At 69.8% G+C, this 16382-nt stretch carries 14 protein-coding genes; 9 read left to right on the top strand and 5 right to left on the bottom strand.

From position 1 onward, the window contains the following. Positions 1 to 108: 108 nt before the first annotated feature. The gene (locus B1790_RS12520) at positions 109 to 801 is read left to right on the top strand and encodes a ferritin-like fold-containing protein (RefSeq protein WP_079923535.1); all 693 of its coding nucleotides are present in this window, start codon (positions 109 to 111) and stop codon (positions 799 to 801) included. 18 nt (positions 802 to 819) lie between these two features. On the opposite strand, the gene B1790_RS12515 is transcribed toward B1790_RS12520, so the two are convergent. Further along, positions 820 to 1737 carry a hypothetical protein gene (locus B1790_RS12515; RefSeq protein ID WP_079923534.1) on the bottom strand — a complete coding sequence of 306 codons (918 nt, stop codon included), beginning with the start codon at positions 1735 to 1737 and terminating at the stop codon, positions 820 to 822. 243 nt (positions 1738 to 1980) lie between these two features. Between B1790_RS12515 and B1790_RS12510 the strand changes: the two genes are divergently transcribed. Continuing rightward, entirely contained in the window at positions 1981 to 2241 is a 261-nt protein-coding gene (locus tag B1790_RS12510) for a DUF3107 domain-containing protein (RefSeq protein ID WP_079923533.1), read from the top strand. On the opposite strand, the gene B1790_RS12505 is transcribed toward B1790_RS12510, so the two are convergent. Then, positions 2238 to 2915 (bottom strand): TetR/AcrR family transcriptional regulator, encoded by a 678-nt coding sequence (locus B1790_RS12505; RefSeq protein WP_079923532.1) that lies wholly within the window; start codon positions 2913 to 2915, stop codon positions 2238 to 2240. The two genes, B1790_RS12510 and B1790_RS12505, sit on opposite strands and share 4 nt — an antisense overlap. Before the next feature lie 179 nt (positions 2916 to 3094). On the opposite strand from B1790_RS12505, the gene B1790_RS12500 reads away from it, so the two are divergent. The 3 genes from B1790_RS12500 (at position 3095) to B1790_RS12490 (ending at position 6387) form a co-directional block, all read left to right on the top strand. Then, entirely contained in the window at positions 3095 to 4156 is a 1062-nt protein-coding gene (locus B1790_RS12500; RefSeq protein WP_079923531.1) for a DUF3152 domain-containing protein, read from the top strand. A 161-nt stretch (positions 4157 to 4317) separates the two neighbouring features. Beyond that, positions 4318 to 5496, top strand: coding sequence for an adenylyltransferase/sulfurtransferase MoeZ (moeZ, locus tag B1790_RS12495; protein WP_079923725.1), 1179 nt, complete (start codon positions 4318 to 4320; stop codon positions 5494 to 5496). A 36-nt stretch (positions 5497 to 5532) separates the two neighbouring features. Further along, entirely contained in the window at positions 5533 to 6387 is an 855-nt protein-coding gene (locus B1790_RS12490) for a TIGR02569 family protein (RefSeq protein WP_079923530.1), read from the top strand. 10 nt (positions 6388 to 6397) lie between these two features. Here B1790_RS12490 and B1790_RS12485 read toward each other — a convergent pair whose 3' ends face one another. Further along, the gene (locus tag B1790_RS12485) at positions 6398 to 6694 is read right to left on the bottom strand and encodes an MGMT family protein (RefSeq protein ID WP_056555920.1); all 297 of its coding nucleotides are present in this window, start codon (positions 6692 to 6694) and stop codon (positions 6398 to 6400) included. Between the two features lie 3 nt (positions 6695 to 6697). After that, positions 6698 to 7480: an alpha/beta fold hydrolase gene (locus B1790_RS12480; protein WP_079923529.1), complete on the bottom strand. Its 783-nt coding sequence runs from the start codon at positions 7478 to 7480 to the stop codon at positions 6698 to 6700. Between the two features lie 63 nt (positions 7481 to 7543). On the opposite strand from B1790_RS12480, the gene B1790_RS12475 reads away from it, so the two are divergent. Both B1790_RS12475 and B1790_RS12470 read left to right on the top strand, forming a co-directional pair. After that, positions 7544 to 10654, top strand: coding sequence for an ATP-dependent DNA helicase (locus B1790_RS12475; RefSeq protein ID WP_079923528.1), 3111 nt, complete (start codon positions 7544 to 7546; stop codon positions 10652 to 10654). Beyond that, positions 10651 to 13938 (top strand): ATP-dependent helicase, encoded by a 3288-nt coding sequence (locus B1790_RS12470; RefSeq protein WP_079923724.1) that lies wholly within the window; start codon positions 10651 to 10653, stop codon positions 13936 to 13938. Before B1790_RS12475 ends, B1790_RS12470 begins: the two co-directional genes overlap by 4 nt. On the opposite strand, the gene B1790_RS12465 is transcribed toward B1790_RS12470, so the two are convergent. Further along, the gene (locus B1790_RS12465) at positions 13910 to 14311 is read right to left on the bottom strand and encodes a hypothetical protein (RefSeq protein ID WP_079923527.1); all 402 of its coding nucleotides are present in this window, start codon (positions 14309 to 14311) and stop codon (positions 13910 to 13912) included. The two genes, B1790_RS12470 and B1790_RS12465, sit on opposite strands and share 29 nt — an antisense overlap. A 45-nt stretch (positions 14312 to 14356) precedes the next feature. On the opposite strand from B1790_RS12465, the gene B1790_RS12460 reads away from it, so the two are divergent. Further along, entirely contained in the window at positions 14357 to 15436 is a 1080-nt protein-coding gene (locus B1790_RS12460) for a TrkA family potassium uptake protein (protein ID WP_079923526.1), read from the top strand. Continuing rightward, on the top strand, positions 15433 to 16377 hold the full coding sequence (gene nudC, locus B1790_RS12455) for an NAD(+) diphosphatase (RefSeq protein WP_079923525.1): 945 nt from the start codon (positions 15433 to 15435) through the stop codon (positions 16375 to 16377). The genes B1790_RS12460 and nudC overlap by 4 nt, the downstream gene beginning before the upstream one ends. Positions 16378 to 16382 lie beyond the last annotated feature (5 nt).

The following is a 16382-nucleotide window of genomic DNA, read 5'->3' as shown; positions in this document are numbered from 1 at the left end:
GTAGCAGCGGGTAGGAGACGTGCCGCTTCCGTCATCCATGATAGCTGGCCGGGAATCCGATGCGGTCGCCGCGCCGATCGAGGTGCCTTGCCCGTCTAGAGTCGAGCCATGACTCCGACGCAGCCTGGGGCCTCGCCCGAGCAGACGGTGACCCCCACGCCGACGCGGCATGCGGGCGTCGACCAGCTGTTTGCACTCCTGGCCTACGGCGAGGTGGCCGCCTTCTACCGGCTCACCGACGAGGCGCGCATGGCGCCGAACTTGGCGGGCCGGATCAACATGGCCAGCATGGCGGCGGCCGAGATGAACCACTACGAAATCCTTCGTGAGGCGCTGGCCAAGCGCGGCGTCGACATCGTCTCAGCGATGACCAGGTATGCCTCGGCGTTGGAGAACTATCACCGGCTGACCACGCCGAGCACGTGGCTCGAGGCGTTGGTGAAGACCTACATCGGCGACGCCCTGGCCGCCGACTTCTATCTTGAGATCGCCGACGCGCTACCCGATGACGCGGCCGACGTCGTGCGCGCGGTGCTGTCGGAGACGGGGCACTCGCAGTTCGTCGTCGCCGAGGTGAAGGCCGCGGTCACCGCCAGCGACAAGCAGCGCCATCGGCTCGCGCTGTGGTCGCGGCGACTGCTCGGCGAGGCCATCACGCAGGCGCAGTACGTGCTGGCCGAGCACGACGAGTTGGTCGACTTCGTCGTGTCCAGCGGTGAGGGCATCGGTCAGCTGACCGAATTCTTCGACCGCCTGCAGAACACCCACAACGCCAGGATCCGGGAACTCGGTCTCGGCTGACGAGGTGGGGTCCGGTCGCTACTTGGTGCAGGTGGCGATCATCGACCCGCTGTTCTGGGAGACCAGGGTCACGCCGTTCGCATCGGTCACCGAGCAGTTCAGCTTGCCGGTCAGGCTGGTGGCCGTGACCGACGTCAGCTCGACTCCCGGATCCAGCGTCACCGAGCGCACCCACGGCAGCGCGACGTTGAACTGCGTCTGAAGTGCGCCCTGGCCGTCGGTGTAGACCACCGTGACCAAGTCCAGCAGTGACCGGGTGCCGTTCACCTGATAGGTGACGGTGCGTGGCGAGACGGCCGGGACCGGGGCGGCTTCGGCGGGTGCCGGTGCGGCGCCGACGGGCGGGCTGCCGACGGGCGGGGTCGGGGCGACGGTGGTGACGGTCTCCGGTGACAGCGAGGCGACCGGCGGCGGGGGAGGAGCCGACGTGACGACCGACGGGGCCTTCGTGATCGGGCTGGGGACGGCATCCTGGGCTGCCGTGGTGGGGGTCGGCGCGGCGATCGTCTTGGACACCGAGCCGCTGTCGCCGCCGCCGAGGATGACCACGGTGCAGATGATGGCGACGAGCAGGATTGCGGCGGCGACCCCGGCGACCCAGATCCACCGTCGGTCGATGGGTTCTTCGTACTCGTAGACGTCGTCGTCCAGGTAGTCGTCATGGTCGTCGGTGGCGCCATAGGAGTCATAGGCGTCGTAGTCGTGGACCTCGCCACTGCCGCCGGAGGGCTGGCCGTACCCGTAGCCGGATCGGTAGTCGTACCCCGATGACGAGCCGTAACCGGAATCGGCCCGGCGCCGGTACGCCGCGCCGCCGTCGACGATGTCGGTCTCGACGTCGGTGAACCCGCCCGGCCGGGGGCCGCGGGTGCTGGTCGCTCCGGCGTTGCGTGCCGTCGTCGACGTCCTCGAATACGTTCCGTAAGGCCTGTCCATTACCGCAATCCCGTGAGTCGTTTCATGGTTGTCAGGCGATGCTAACGAGGCTCAAGTGACGCACGAGGTTGACGCGCCTGGGGTCAGATCACGGTCCGGCCTCGGTTGGCTCACGGCCCGTGACGTGCGACGCCGAACCGGGCGGCGCTGCGCTGTCCGCGAAGTGCCGCCACCGCCAGCGCGCAGGGCGCAGACCGTCCACTAGCCTTCTCAAGGGAAAGACCATCGAAGGAAAGGGTTCACGTGGAGGTCAAGATCGGCATCACCGACAGTCCGCGCGAGCTGGTGCTCCAAAGCGCGTCCACCCCTGCTGAGGTGGAGGAGCTGGTGACGGCAGCGCTCGGCAAGGACTCGGGCGTGCTCGCACTGACCGACGAAAAGGGTCGTCGCTACCTGATTCAGAACACCAGGATCGCCTACATCGAAATCGGCGCCGCCGACTCGAGGCGAGTCGGCTTCGGCATCGGAGCGACGGCCGCGGCGGTGGCCGACAAGCTCAGCTAGAAGCGGGTCAGCGGCACGTGTGACAGTCCGCCCCAGGCGAACTGCACCGTGCCGTCGACCGCGGCCTCCTTGGAGATCGGTCGGTCTGAGTTGAGCCAGTAGCGCGCGCAGTCCACGCTCGTCGACACCAGGCCGACGGCGATCATCCTGGCCCGGTGCGCTTCGAGCCCGGAATCGCTGCTGATCAACTCGAACACCGCGTCGGTGCACGCCTCGGTGGCCACCTTGACCTGAGCCGACACCTGAGGCTCGGTCACGTAATCGTTCTCGAAGATCAGCCGGTACCCCTGGCCGTCGTGCTCGATGAAGTCGAAGAACGCTCCCACGGCGGCGCGGAGCCGCTGACGGTTGTCGGTGGTGGTGCGCAACGCCTGCTGGACACCGGTCACCAGATTGTCGACGTGACGCTCCAAGACCGCCAGGTACAACTCGAGCTTCGACGAGAAGTGTTGATACAGAACCGGTTTGCTGACGCCTGCCCGGTCGGCGATCTCGTCCATGCCTGCGGCGTGGTAGCCGCGGTCGACGAAGACCTCACTCGCGGCGACCAGAAGCTGCCCACGTCGCTCGTCGCGGGGCAGACGGTTTCCGCGCCGATTTCCGCCGGTGGCCGCTCCGGTCGAACCGTCGCCACCTGCGGACTGGGCACCCTTCCTCTCGGCGATTTCGCTCATCACTCCTCTGTCAGGATTTGGTACTGCGGCCCGCTGCGGGCCGCCCCGGTGGGAGCCGTTTATCCGGCTGGTCATCGATCCGACACTACTACCGGTCGTCGAGGCCGGGTGTCATCTGAGGCAGTGGGCGGGTGGCGCGCCACAGCCTCTCCTCGGCGCGGCTGTGCCATTCTGGTGCGGTGACCTACGACCCGGGGCGTCGCCGGGGCGAGCGCAGCGAGGGGAATTTCGCAGGTGGCGGTCGTCAGCCCGTCCTGCGCAACGAGTTCAGGGAACCGTTGCGCGCTCAGCGCGACCCGTTGGCCGAGGCCGGCGGGCGGGTGCGCTCCAACCGAGACGACCATCAGCGCTGGCGCAAACAGTCCTGGCTGGGACGTTTCGTCTCCACCTACGGGTGGCGCGCCTACGCACTTCCGGTCCTGGCCGTCATCACGGTGTTGGTGGTCTTCCAGGCCGTCACCGGGACCACCGCGCCGAAGCCGGTCGTCGCGGAAGGACCCGTCCAAGGCCCGCCGACCATCGGCGCCACGGGTACGGGGATCATCGGTGCCCCGCCGAAGGGCATGACGCAGTTCGACGCGAATCTGCCGACCGGAATCCTTCCCGAAGGCGGACCGTTCACCGAGGCTGGCGCCAAGACGTGGCACTTGGTCCCCGGATCGACGCCCAAGGTCGGTGTTGGCACCACCAAGTCGTTCACCTACACCGTCGAGGTGGAGGACGGCGTCGACACCACGGCCGTCGGTGGCGACGAGGCGTTCGCACGGATGGTCAGTGAAACCCTGGACAACCCGAAGAGCTGGACGCACAATCCGCAGATCGCCTTCACCCGGATCGACGACCCGACGCTGACGCCGGACTTCCGCGTCTCGCTGACCTCGCCGATGACGGTGCGCGAGGGCTGCGGCTACGACATCCCGCTCGAGGCGTCCTGCTACAACCCGGCCTACCTGGGCGACCAGTCCCGGGTGTTCGTCAACGAGGCCCGCTGGGTGCGCGGTGCCGTCCCGTTCCAGGGCGACATCGGCTCTTACCGTCAATACCTGGTCAACCACGAGGTCGGTCACGCCATCGGGTACCAGAAGCACGAGCCGTGCGCCGAGAACGGTGCGTTGGCCCCGGTCATGATGCAGCAGACGTTCTCGACCAGCAACGACGACGACGCGCGCTTCGATCCGGAGTCGGTCCAGGCCGACGGCAAGACGTGCCGGTTCAACCCGTGGCCCTACCCAATCGCCTGATCCCCGGCCTTCTTCCCCGCGAGTGTGCGCGTCTGCGGGCGACACGCCCAGCGAATTCCGGAGTTGGCGCACGCTCGCGCTCGCTCGGAAGTGATTACCGTTGGGGCGGCGAGCCTGGTGTGATCGTCACGAGGTTCCACGTCGACTCGAGGGGCGGCCCGTTGTCCACTTCGCTACCACCGTTGGTTGAGCCCGCGGCAGAGCTCACCCGCGACGAGGTCGCCCGCTACAGCCGTCACCTGGTGATGCCCGACCTCGGCGTCGACGGGCAGAAGCGGCTGAAGAATGCGCGCGTATTGGTGATCGGCGCAGGCGGGCTGGGCTCACCGACGCTGTTGTACCTGGCCGCCGCCGGCGTCGGGACCATCGGCATCGTGGAGTTCGACGTCGTCGACGAGTCCAACCTGCAACGCCAGATCATTCACGGCCAGTCCGACGTCGGCCGCCCCAAGGCGCACAGCGCCCGCGACTCGATCGCCGAGATCAACCCGTTGGTGAAGGTGCGGCTGCACGAGATCCGGCTCGAAGCCGACAACGCGGTGGACCTGTTCTCCCAGTACGACCTGATCGTCGACGGCACCGACAACTTCGCGACCCGCTACCTGGTCAACGACGCCGCGGTGCTGGCGGGCAAACCGTACGTCTGGGGTTCCATCTACCGCTTCCAGGGCCAGGTGTCGGTGTTCTGGGAGGACGCCCCCGACGGGCGGGGCCTCAACTACCGGGACCTGTACCCCGAACCGCCGCCCCCCGGCACGGTCCCGTCGTGCGCCGAGGGGGGCGTGCTCGGCATCCTGTGCGGCTCGATTGCGTCGGTGATGGGCACCGAGGCGATCAAGCTGATCACCGGCATCGGCGAGACGCTCCTTGGCAGGCTGATGATCTACGACGCCCTGGACATGACCCATCGCACCATCGGCATCCGCAAGGACCCCGAGACGCCGAAGATCACCGAGCTGGTCGACTACGACGAATTCTGCGGCGTGGTGTCCGAGGCCGCCGTCGACGCGTCCGTCGACTCCACCGTCACGCCTCGCGAACTGCGCGACATGCTGGACTCCGGTCGACGGATCGCGCTGATCGACGTCCGCGAGCCCGTGGAGTGGGCCATCAACCACATCGACGGCGCCGAGCTGATCCCGAAGTCGACGATCGACGCGGGCGACGGGTTGGCGAGGCTGCCGCACGACCGAACGCCGGTGCTGTACTGCAAGACCGGTGTCCGCTCGGCCGAGGCGTTGGCTGCCGTGAAGGGGGCGGGTTTCGCCGATGCGGTGCACCTTCAGGGCGGAATCGTGGCGTGGGCGCGACAACTCGAACCCGACATGGTGATGTACTGACGGCTCGTTGGCCGGACCACGCCTTAGGCTGACCCTGTGAGTGCCGACATGCCGCCCGACCACGTCCTGGCGGCGTTTGGCCTGACGGGTGTTCGCCCCGTACCGCTCGGCTCGAGCTGGGAGGGCGGCTGGCGCTGCGGCGAAGTCGTGCTGTCGATGGTCGCCGAGCACGCCCGCGCGGGGTGGTCGGCAAAGGTGCGCGAAACGTTGTTCGTCGACGGTGTCCGCCTTGCCCGCCCCGTCCGCTCGACCGACGGTCGCTACGTCGTCGCCGGGTGGCGCGCCGACACGTTCGTCACCGGAACGCCGGAACCCCGCCACGACGAGGTCGTCTCGGCCGCGGTCCGCCTCCACGAAGCGACGGCCAAGCTGGAGCGCCCGCGGTTCCTGACCCAGCCGCCGTCGGTGCCGTGGTCCGACGTCGACGTGTTCGTCGCCGCCGACCGCGCCGCGTGGGAGGACCGTCCGTTGCACGGCCTGCCGCCCGGTGCCCGCGTCGCCCCCGGTGGGTCCGACGGGCAACGCTCCGTCGAGCTGATCGCCCAGCTGGCCACGTTGCGGCGGCCGACGCGCAGCCCCAGCCAACTCGTCCACGGCGACCTGTACGGCACGGTGCTGTTCGCGGGGACCGCCGCTCCTGGCATCACCGACATCACGCCCTACTGGCGGCCGGCGTCCTGGGCGGCCGGGGTCGTCGTGGTCGACGCGTTGGCGTGGGGCGAGGCCGACGACGGTCTCGTCGAGCGGTGGGCCCCCCTGCCCGAGTGGCCGCAGATGTTGTTGCGCGCGTTGATGTTCCGGTTGGCCGTCCATGCGCTGCATCCGCGCTCGACCGCGGCGGCGTTCCCCGGGTTGGCGCGCACGGCGGCACTGGTGCGCCTGATCCTTTAGGGGTCGTCGGTCAGAACGCGTGCCGTACCTCGGCAAGCGGGACCCGGCCGTCCTTGGCGAGCACGCCCTCCGCCCGCAGCAACTCGAGTTGCCGCGTTTCCAGGTGTGGCGCGGGCCGCCCCGACGCCCGGATCACCCGGTGCCACGGCAGATCCGACGAATCGGTCCGCATGATCCACGCGACGATTCGGGGACTGGGAAGCTCTGCGGCAGCGGCGATGTCGCCGTAGGTCGAGACCTTCCCGGCCGGTATCGAGGCCACCAGCGCGCGGACGGTCTCCACCTGCTCGTCGGTGATGGCGGCGATCGCTCAGCCCACCAGGTCGCGGATCAGCTGCGCCGTTTCGGCCGGCCTGGCGAGCGGCACCATGTGATCGCAGTCGAGGTCGACGAGGGTGAAGTTGGACCCCAGTTGGGCGCGCAACGTCGCGATGAGTCGATCGGTGACATACGGGGGCTGGGTTCTCAGCGCCCGGACCACCGTCGTCGGCGTGCCTTCGGCGGGAACGGCGACCGGTCGCGCCAGCTCGCTCCAGTAGGACATGACCGCCGGGATGCCGATGCGCCAGCCGACCCGACCGTTGGGCAACGTGACGAGGTGTTCGTCGAGTTCGCGCTCCAACTCGGCTGCGTCGACCTCTCCCCACGACCCCGAGGTCTTGTCCGCTCGCGCCTCGTCGCGGTCGGCGAAGTCCGGGGAATCCAGCATGGCGTCGGCGATCTCGCGCATCCACTCGCCGTCGAGGCCCACCGCGGGATCCAGCAGGACGAGCCCCTCGACGAGGTCGGGTCTGGTCGCGGCGAGGCGCAGCGCGACGGCTCCGCCGAAGGAGTGGGCGACCACCAACACCGGACCGTCGGCGTCTTTCTCGAGGAGCTTTGCGAGTGCGTCGACGTTGGCGTCGATCGTCCACGGCGCCGCCCACGTCGACCGGCCGTGGCCGATCAGGTCGGGCGCCAGAATCGCGTACTCCGGGAGGTGCTGCACCGCCAGGTGCTCCCAGCGCTGACCGTGCCCGGTCAAGCCGTGGAGCGCCAGGATCCGGGGCGGTTCCTGCGGGCCGAAGCGGCGCACGCTCAAGACGTCGTTCACGGCGTCGATGCTGCCAGCAGCCGGTCAGCGGGTGTTGTCGTACCCCCGTGATGACATGTCCCCATGCCCGCTTCCCGCATCGCACCGACTTCCACCGTGCTGACCGATCCCGGTCTGCGGGGCACCGTGCGGCTGGTCGGTGGGCCGGGGACGGGCAAGACGTCGCTTCTCGTCGACGCGGCGGCGACGCGCATCGCGGCGGGCGTCGCACCGGAATCCGTTCTGCTGTTGACGGGTTCGGCGCGGCTCAGCGCCCGGGCTCGCGCCCTGGTCACGGCCCAACTGCTCGAGAACGGCCCGGCTGCGGTGCGGGAACCGATGGTGCGCACCATCCACTCCTATGCCTTCGCGGTGCTGCGGCTCGCGGCCCAGCGCAACGGCGACCCGCCACCACGGTTGGTCACCAGCGCCGAGCAGGACGGCATCATCCGGGAATTGCTCGCCGGTGACCTCGAGGATGGTCCCAACGCATCGGTGACGTGGCCACGGCATCTGCTGCCCGCCCTCGCCACGGTGGGGTTCGCCAACGAACTGCGTGACCTGTTGGCGCGCTGTACCGAACGGGGCGTGGAACCGGCTGTGCTGCAACGCATCGGCCGGCACGCGGGTCGCCCGGAGTGGGTGGCGGCGGGACGGTTCGCGCAGGTGTACGAGCAGGTGATGCTGCTGCGATCCGCGGTCGGCATGGCGGCACCGCAGGCCACGGTCCCGGCGCTTGGCGCCGCCGAACTGGTGGGCGCCGCGCTCGACGCCTTCGCCGCCGACCCCGACCTGCTCGCCGCCGAACGTGCCAGGATCCGTCTGCTCCTGGTCGACGACGCACAGAACCTGGACCCGCAGGCCGCCCTGCTGGTCCGGCTGCTGGCCGCCGGCGCCGAGCTCGCCGTCCTCGCGGGCGATCCGAACGAGTCGGTGTTCGGTTACCGCGGCGCGGACCCGGCCCTGCTCGGCGCCGGTGATCACCCGACGATCGTCCTCGGAGAGTCACATCGGTGCGCCGCCGCCGTGGCCCGCGCCGTCACCGGCATCGCAAGCCGGCTCCCCGGCGTCGACGACGCCAGGCACCTGATCTCGGCTGGCGAGAGGGCGGGATCGGTGGCGGTCCGGATCGCCGCCTCCGAGCGCGCCGAAGCGGCGGTCATCGCCGACGCGCTTCGCCGCGCGCATCTGGTCGACGGCGTGCCCTGGTCGCAGATGGCGATCGTCGTCCGATCGGTGCCGCGGGTCGGTGCGGGGTTGGCGCGGGCCTTGACGGTGGCGGGCGTTCCCGTCGCACAGCAGGGCTCGATCGGTCCGCTGGCCGAACAACCCGCCGTGGCAGCATTGTTGACGGTGCTCGACGTGGTCGTCGCCGGTCTGGACGGGGACCGGGCCTTGGCGCTGCTGACCGGCCCGATCGGCAGGGTGGACCCGGTGTCGCTGCGACAGCTTCGTCGCACGTTGCGCCGCGTCGACGCGAGCAGCCCACCGCGGGAGTTCGCCGATCTGCTGGTCGACGCCCTCGACTCGCGCCGGCCCGTCGCCGGTGACGTGCCTGACCAGTTGGCCAGGGCGCTGAAGCTGGTCCGCAAGGTGCTGGCCGCCGCGACCCGCAGCGAGGCCGAGGGGCTCGATCCGCGGTTCACCCTGTGGCAGGCATGGCATCAGACCGGTCTGCAGCGGCGGTGGCTCGCCGCCGCCGAGCGTGGCGGCACGTCGGGGATCCAGGCCGGCCGTGACCTCGACGGCGTGACCGCGCTGTTCGACGTGGCGGAGCAGTACGTCACCCACACGACCGGGGCGTCGTCGACGGGTTTCCTCGACCACGTCCGGTCGATGGTGCTGCCGGTCGGCGGTGACGATTCGGCCGGTGACGGTGAGGCGGTCGCGCTGCTGTCGGCCCACGCGTCGCTGGGCCGGGAGTGGGACTTCGTCGTCGTCGCCGGGCTGCAGGAAGGGTTGTGGCCCAACGTCGTTCCGCGCGGCGGAGTGCTGGGCACCCAGCAGCTCGTCGACGTCCTCGACGGGATCGCCGACGGCACGTCCACCAGGGCCCCGTTGCTCGCAGAGGAGCGCAGGCTGTTGATCGCCGCACTCGGAAGGGCGCGCTCGCGGGTCCTGGTGACGGCAGTCGACGGTGACGAAGGCGACGACGCGATGATGCCGTCCCCGTTCTGCGACGAGCTCGCCGCCTTGGCGACCGAGCCGCCCGACGCCGACGCCGAGCCGCTGCGCGCACCACGCGTCTTGGCCCCCGCCGCGGTGGTCGGCAGGTTGCGGGCGGTGGTCTGCGCACCGGACGGCGTCGTGGCAGACGGCGTGCGTTTCTGTGCGGCACGGCAATTGGCGCGGTTGGCAGAGGCCGGAGTGCCAGGGTCGGCTCCGGCGCAGTGGTACGCCACCACGGCGATGTCGACCGAGCAGCCGCTGTGGTCGGGCGACGAACACGTCGTGACGCTGTCGCCGTCGACGCTGCAGACGCTGTCGGACTGTCCGCTGCGGTGGCTGCTGGAACGGCACGGGGGCGACGACGGTCGCGACGTCCGGTCGGCCCTCGGCACGCTGGTTCACGCGCTGGTGTCGGACGGGGAGAAGTCGGAGGGCCAGATGCTGGCCGAACTCGAATCGGTGTGGGACGAGCTTCCGTTCGACGCCGCGTGGTTCGCGGCCAACGAGCTGGATCGCCACCGGGCCATGTTGACGGCGTTCCTCGAATGGCGTGCCCAGACCCGTCACGAACTCACCGAGGTGGGCACCGAGGTGGACGTGGAGGGCCTCGTCGCGCCGGGCGTGCGGGTCCGTGGCCGGGTCGACAGGTTGGAGCGCGACGCCGAGGACCGGCTCGTCGTGGTGGACGTCAAGACGGGCAAGAGCCCGGTCAGCAAGGACGACGCCCAGCAGCACGCGCAGCTCGCCATGTATCAGTTGGCCATCGCGGAAGGTGTTCTGCCGCAAGGTGACCAGGCCGGGGGTGGTCGACTGGTCTACCTCGGCAAGATCGGGGTGGCTGGCGCTGCCGAACGCGACCAGAACCCGATGACCACCGAGGGGCGTGACGAGTGGCAGGAGCGGGTCCGGCAGGCCGCGGACGCGACGCAGGGCCCAGAGTTCGTGGCGCGCGTGAACGACGGTTGTGCGCACTGCCCCGTGCGGGCGACGTGCCCGGCCCAGGCGGCGTTGGGGGGACGGTCGTGACCGATCGCTACAGCCCGGCCGAACTGGCCGACGCGCTCGGTATCTTCGCCCCCACCGAGGAACAAGCCGCGGTGATATCGGCGCCTCCCGGTCCGCTGGTGGTGATCGCGGGCGCGGGGGCGGGCAAGACCGAGACGATGGCCGCCCGCGTGGTGTGGCTGGTCGCCAACGGGTACGCCCGCCCCGGCGAAGTCCTCGGACTGACGTTCACCCGCAAGGCGGCGGGTCAGCTTCTCCGTCGCGTCCGCACCCGACTTGCCCGCCTCGCAGGTGCGGGTCTGGTGCCCGGCGAGCGGGCGGAGGTCGACGAGCATCCGTCGATCGGCACCTATCACGCCTTCGCGGGAACGCTTCTGCGTGAGCACGGACTTCTGCTGCCGGTGGAGCCGTCGACCCGCCTGATCGGTGCAACCGAACTGTGGCAGTTGGCATTTCGCGTGGTGTGCGACCATCCCGAGCTCGACACCGAGAAGTCGCCTGCCACGATCACCGGCATGGTGCTGCGGCTGGCCGGCCAGCTGGCCGAGCACCTCGTCGACACCGACCAGTTGCGGGACACCCACGTGGAGCTTGAGCGGTTGGTGCACACCCTGCCAGCCGGGCCCCGGCAGCGCGACACGGGTCCCAACCAGTCGCTGTTGAAGCTGCTGACCGTGCAGTCCGAACGCACCCAACTGGTGCCCATGATCGACGCGCTGCACGAGCGGATGCGCGCGGAGAACGTCATGGACTTCGGCATGCAGATGGCCGCAGCTGCCAGACTCGCCGCAACGGTCCCTCAGGTCGGCGAGCAGCTGCGGCAGCGCTACCGGGTGGTGCTGCTCGACGAATATCAGGACACGGGCCATGCCCAGCGCGTGGCACTGTCGGCGTTGTTCGGCGGCGGCGTCGACGACGATCTCGCCCTGACCGCGGTCGGTGACCCGATCCAGTCGATCTACGGCTGGCGCGGCGCGTCGGCGACCAACCTCCCTCGGTTCACCACCGACTTCTGCCACTCGGACGGCAGGCCCGCACCGACGCTGGAGCTGCGCACCAGCTGGCGCAATCCACCGAGCGCCCTGCACCTGGCGAACGCGGTCTCGATGGAGGCGCGGCGCCGATCGGTGGCCGTCCGAGAACTGCTGCCCCGCCCCGGCGCCCAGCCGGGCACGGTCCGGTGCGCGCTGCAGAGCGACGTGAGCGTCGAAAGGGATTGGCTCGCCGACCAACTCGCCGAGGTGTACCACGGGGCGGTCGACGCAGGCACCGACGTTCCCACGACGGCGGTGCTGGTGCGCCGCAACGCCGACGCCGCGCCGATCGCCGAGGCGTTGACTGCCCGCGGCGTTCCGGTCGAGGTGGTCGGAGTGTCGGGCTTGCTGTCGGTGCCCGAGGTGGCCGACGTGGTCGCGATGCTGCGGCTGACCGCCGACCCCACGGCGGGCTCGGCCGCGGTCCGCGTGGTCACCGGGCCGCGCTGGCGGTTGGGAGCCGCCGACGTCACCGCGCTCTGGCGCCGGGCGGTGGAGCTGGACTCCGCGAGCAAGGTCACCGGTGACCGGTCGTCGACGACGCACATCGTCGCGTCCGCCAATCCCGACGCGGACAGCGCGTGTCTGGCCGACGCGATCTGCGATCCGGGTCACCCGGACCGCTATTCACCGGTGGGGTACGGCCGCATCGTGGCGCTGTGCCGCGAGCTCACCGCGTTGCGCGCGCAACTTCACCACCCGCTGCCCGACCTGATCGCCGAGATTCGATGGATGCTGGGCGTGGACGCCGAAGTTCGCGCCACGCAGACGGTTTCGGCCGGCTGGTGTGGCACCGAGCACCTCGACGCGTTCGCCGACGTCGTCGCCGAGTTCGCGGCACGGCCCTCGGCGTCGGTCGCCGGACTGCTCGCGTTTCTCGACGCGGCGATGGAGGTGGAGAACGGACTGGCCCCGGCGGAGATCACGGTGTCCAAGGACCGCGTCCAGATCCTGACCGTGCACGCCGCCAAGGGGCTGGAATGGCAGGTCGTCGCCGTTCCGCACCTGAGCGCCCGCGTGTTCCCGTCGACCGGCACGGCGCGGACCTGGCTCACCGACGCCGGTGACCTGCCGCCACTGCTGCGCGGTGACCGCGCCGAGGTCTCCGAGCACGGCGTGCCCGTGCTGGACACCTCCGACGTCAACGATCGAAAGGCGTTGTCGGACAAGATCACCGCGCACCGCAAGACGCTCGATCAGCGTCGGATCGACGAGGAGCGCCGACTGTTGTACGTGGCGCTCACCCGTGCCGAGGACACCCTGCTGCTGTCGGGTCATCACTGGGGCGCGACGGAGTCCAAGCCGCGCGGACCGTCGGACTTCCTTCTCGAGATCAAGGACGTGATCGACCAGGCCGCCGCCGCAGGGGATCCGTGCGGGGACGTCGAGCACTGGGCTCCTGCGCCCGCCGAGGGGGAGTCGAACCCGTTGCGCGACAACGTCATCGAACGCGTCTGGCCGGTCGACCCAGCCGGTGCCGACCGGGGCTTCGTCGACCGTGGCGTCGAGCTCGTCGGACGGGCCATGTCGGAGGGGCCGACGGAGGCCCCGTCGGGCGGTGTCGAGGAGGGCGATCTGGACGGCTGGGCGGCCGACGTCGACGCACTTATCGCGGAACGCGAGCAGGCGCTGGTGCGGCCCGCGCCGGTGCTGCCCGTGCAGTTGTCGGTGAGCGCGTTGGTGGACGTCGCCCGCGATCCCGACGGTGCGCTGCGCCGGTTACAGCGGCGGGTGCCGATTCGTCCGGACCCGCATGCGTTGCTCGGCACGGCCTTCCACGACTGGGTTCAACGGTTCTTCCACGCCGAGCGGCTGTTCGACCTTGAAGACCTGCCGGGTGCGGTCGACGGCGAGCTGGGGCTGGCGGAGGCGGAGCGTCTCGCCGAATTGCAGGCGGCCTTCGCGGTCTCTCCGTGGGCGGCCAGGACGCCGGTCGACGTCGAGGTGCCGTTCGACATGGTGATCGGCGGCACGGTCGTCCGCGGCAGGATCGACGCGGTGTTCGCCGACGACGACGGTGGGGTCACCGTGGTGGACTGGAAGACCGGCGATCCGCCGGCGACCGAGGAGGCGTTGCAGCAGAACGCCATTCAGCTGGCGGTCTACCGGCTGGCGTGGGCGGCGACGGCCGGGGTGTCACCCGACTTGGTGCGTACGGCATTCCACTACGTGCGCAGCGGTCGCACGGTGGCGCCCGACACCCTGCCCGACGCCGACGAGCTGGCCGGGCTGCTCGGCGCCGCTACCGAGGAGCGGTGCGGTACACCTTGAGCGCCTGGGTGATCATCGGGATCTGCAGCGGCAGCCGGGCGATGGTCCCGATCCGGGCGGGCCACCCCTTGTGCCACAACACCCGCACGGAGTTGATGTTCGCCGGGAACACCCCGATGTACAGAGCGATGGCGGCGAGCGCGCCGACGCGGCGGGTGCGGGGGGCGATGAGCATGACCCCCGTCGCGGCCTCGGCTACGCCGGAGGCCAGCGTGTAGAACCGCGCGTTGCCCGGGCATTCCTTGGGCACGATGGTGTCGAAGGGCTTCGGAGCGACGAAGTGCAGCACCCCCATGCCGACGAGCATCGCGCCCATCCGCTGGGCCGTGACCTGGCTTGGTGCGTTCTCGGATGATGCGGTGAGGGTCGTCATGGTTACATTGTGCTGTGCGGCGAGTTGGGCAGATGATGGGCCCTCGTGGCCAAGGGTAGATTGCGTCGCCGGATGGAGGCGCTCGACCAGACGCTGACCACCCAGCCCGACCACGCTCTGGTCGGAACGCTGCGCATCCCTGAGACGCCGGTCAGCCCGGCGCGCAAGATCGCGATGCGGGTGTTCTACGCGCTGCTGGCCCTGTTCTCGGCGGTGCTGATCGTCTATCTGGACCGCGACGGCTACCGCGACGTGCAGGACAACGAGCTCTCGTTCCTGGACTGTCTCTATTACGCCACCGTGTCGCTGTCGACCACCGGATACGGCGACATCACCCCGTTCACGCCGTCGGCCCGCTTGATCAACGTCCTGGTGATCACGCCGCTGCGCGTCGCCTTCCTGATCGTGTTGATCGGTACGACCGTGGAAACCCTGACGGAGGCGTCGCGTCAGACCCTCAAGATTCAGCAGTGGAGGAAGAAAGTGCGCGACCACATCGTCGTCATCGGGTACGGCACGAAGGGCAAGACAGCCGTCTCGGCCATGATCGGCGACGGCGCCAAGAGCGGTGAGATCGTGGTCGTCGACACCGATCGCGCCGCGTTGGACCGGGCCGACCGCGCCGGGTTGGTGACGGTGCACGGCGACGCCAACCGCGCCGACGTCCTTCGGCTCGCCGGCGCGCAGCACGCCAAGGCGATCGTCGTCGCCACCAACAGCGACCCGACCGCCGTTCTCGTCACGCTAACCGCGCGTGAGCTCGCGCCGAAGGCGAAGATCATCGCGTCGATCCGGGAGTCGGAGAATCAGCACCTGCTGCTGCAGTCGGGTGCGAACTCCGTCGTGGTGTCCTCGGAGACGGCGGGTCGACTGCTCGGCATGGCCGCGAACACCCCGACCGTCGTCGAACTCATCGAGGATCTGCTCACCCCCGACGCTGGATTCGCCATATCCGAGCGCGACGTGACCAACAAGGAGGTTGGCGGGTCGGCCCGTCACTTGCCCGAGATCGTGCTCGGGGTGGTCCGCGGGGGCAGTCTGTTGCGGGTCGACGCCCCGGAGGCCGACGCCATGGAGCTTGGCGACCGACTGCTGTACATCCGCAACGCGGACGCTGACCGATGACCGGCGGGCAGGAGCGCGGTGGGTTCACCCTGCGCAACGTCCCCCTGCTGTCGCGGGTCGGTGCCGACCGCGCCGACGAACTGCGCACCGACGTCGACGCCGCACTGGCCGGGTGGAGTGACGCCATGCTGCTGAAGGTCGACCAACGCAACCAGGTGCTGATCTCCGGCGGCCGGGTGGTTCTGGGACGGGCCGCGAAGCATTCCGCGGCGCCGGACGAACACGCGGTGTTCCTTGGCCGGATGCCGGACGGGGTTCACGTCTGGGCGGTCCGCGGTGCGCTGGAACCGCCAGAGGATCCGCACGCCGAAACCGAGGTCCTCGACCTGCGCCGCGCGGGCTTGGTGTTCGACGACACCAGCTCTCAGCTCGTCGCCACCGCCACAGCGCTGCTGAATTGGCACGAGAGCGCGCGTTTCAGCGCCGTCGACGGCTCACCCACCAAGAGTTCGAAGGCGGGCTGGGCGCGTGTCGACCCGGTGACCGGTCGCGAGGAGTTCCCTCGGATGGACCCCGCGGTGATCTGCCTGATTCACGACGGGCACGACCGTGCGGTGCTGGCGCGTCAGACCGCGTGGCCCGAGCGACTCTTCTCACTCATCGCGGGGTTCGTGGAGGCCGGCGAATCGTTCGAGTCGTGCGTAGTGCGCGAGGTGGCCGAGGAGATCGGCTTGAGCGTGACCGACGTGACGTACCTGGGAAGTCAGCCGTGGCCGTTCCCGCGGTCGCTGATGGTCGGCTTCCATGCGATCGGCGATCCGGAGCAGGAGTTCGTCTTCAGCGACGGCGAGATCGCCGAGGCGGGCTGGTTCACCCGGTCCGAGGTCCGCGAGGCGCTGACCGAGGGCGACTGGAGCAGCGACTCGACGTCGCGGCTGCTGCTGCCGGGATCGATCTCGATAGCCCGGGAAATCATCGAATCGTGGGCGTTCAGCCCCTAGATGGA

It is taken from the genome of Mycobacterium sp. AT1 (genome assembly GCF_002043095.1).
Lineage (GTDB): Bacteria > Actinomycetota > Actinomycetes > Mycobacteriales > Mycobacteriaceae > Mycobacterium.
The sequence above is the reverse complement of the archived record's forward strand: the minus strand, read 5'-3'. Positions and strand labels throughout refer to the sequence as shown.

Coding starts and splice junctions, on each gene's coding strand:
- B1790_RS12520 (WP_079923535.1), top strand. CDS start 109: ATGACTCCGACGCAGCCTGGGGCCTCGCCCGAGCAGACGGTGACCCCC.
- B1790_RS12515 (WP_079923534.1), bottom strand. CDS start 1,737: ATGGACAGGCCTTACGGAACGTATTCGAGGACGTCGACGACGGCACGC.
- B1790_RS12505 (WP_079923532.1), bottom strand. CDS start 2,915: ATGAGCGAAATCGCCGAGAGGAAGGGTGCCCAGTCCGCAGGTGGCGAC.
- B1790_RS12475 (WP_079923528.1), top strand. CDS start 7,544: ATGCCCGCTTCCCGCATCGCACCGACTTCCACCGTGCTGACCGATCCC.
- B1790_RS12465 (WP_079923527.1), bottom strand. CDS start 14,311: ATGACGACCCTCACCGCATCATCCGAGAACGCACCAAGCCAGGTCACG.
- nudC (WP_079923525.1), top strand. CDS start 15,433: ATGACCGGCGGGCAGGAGCGCGGTGGGTTCACCCTGCGCAACGTCCCC.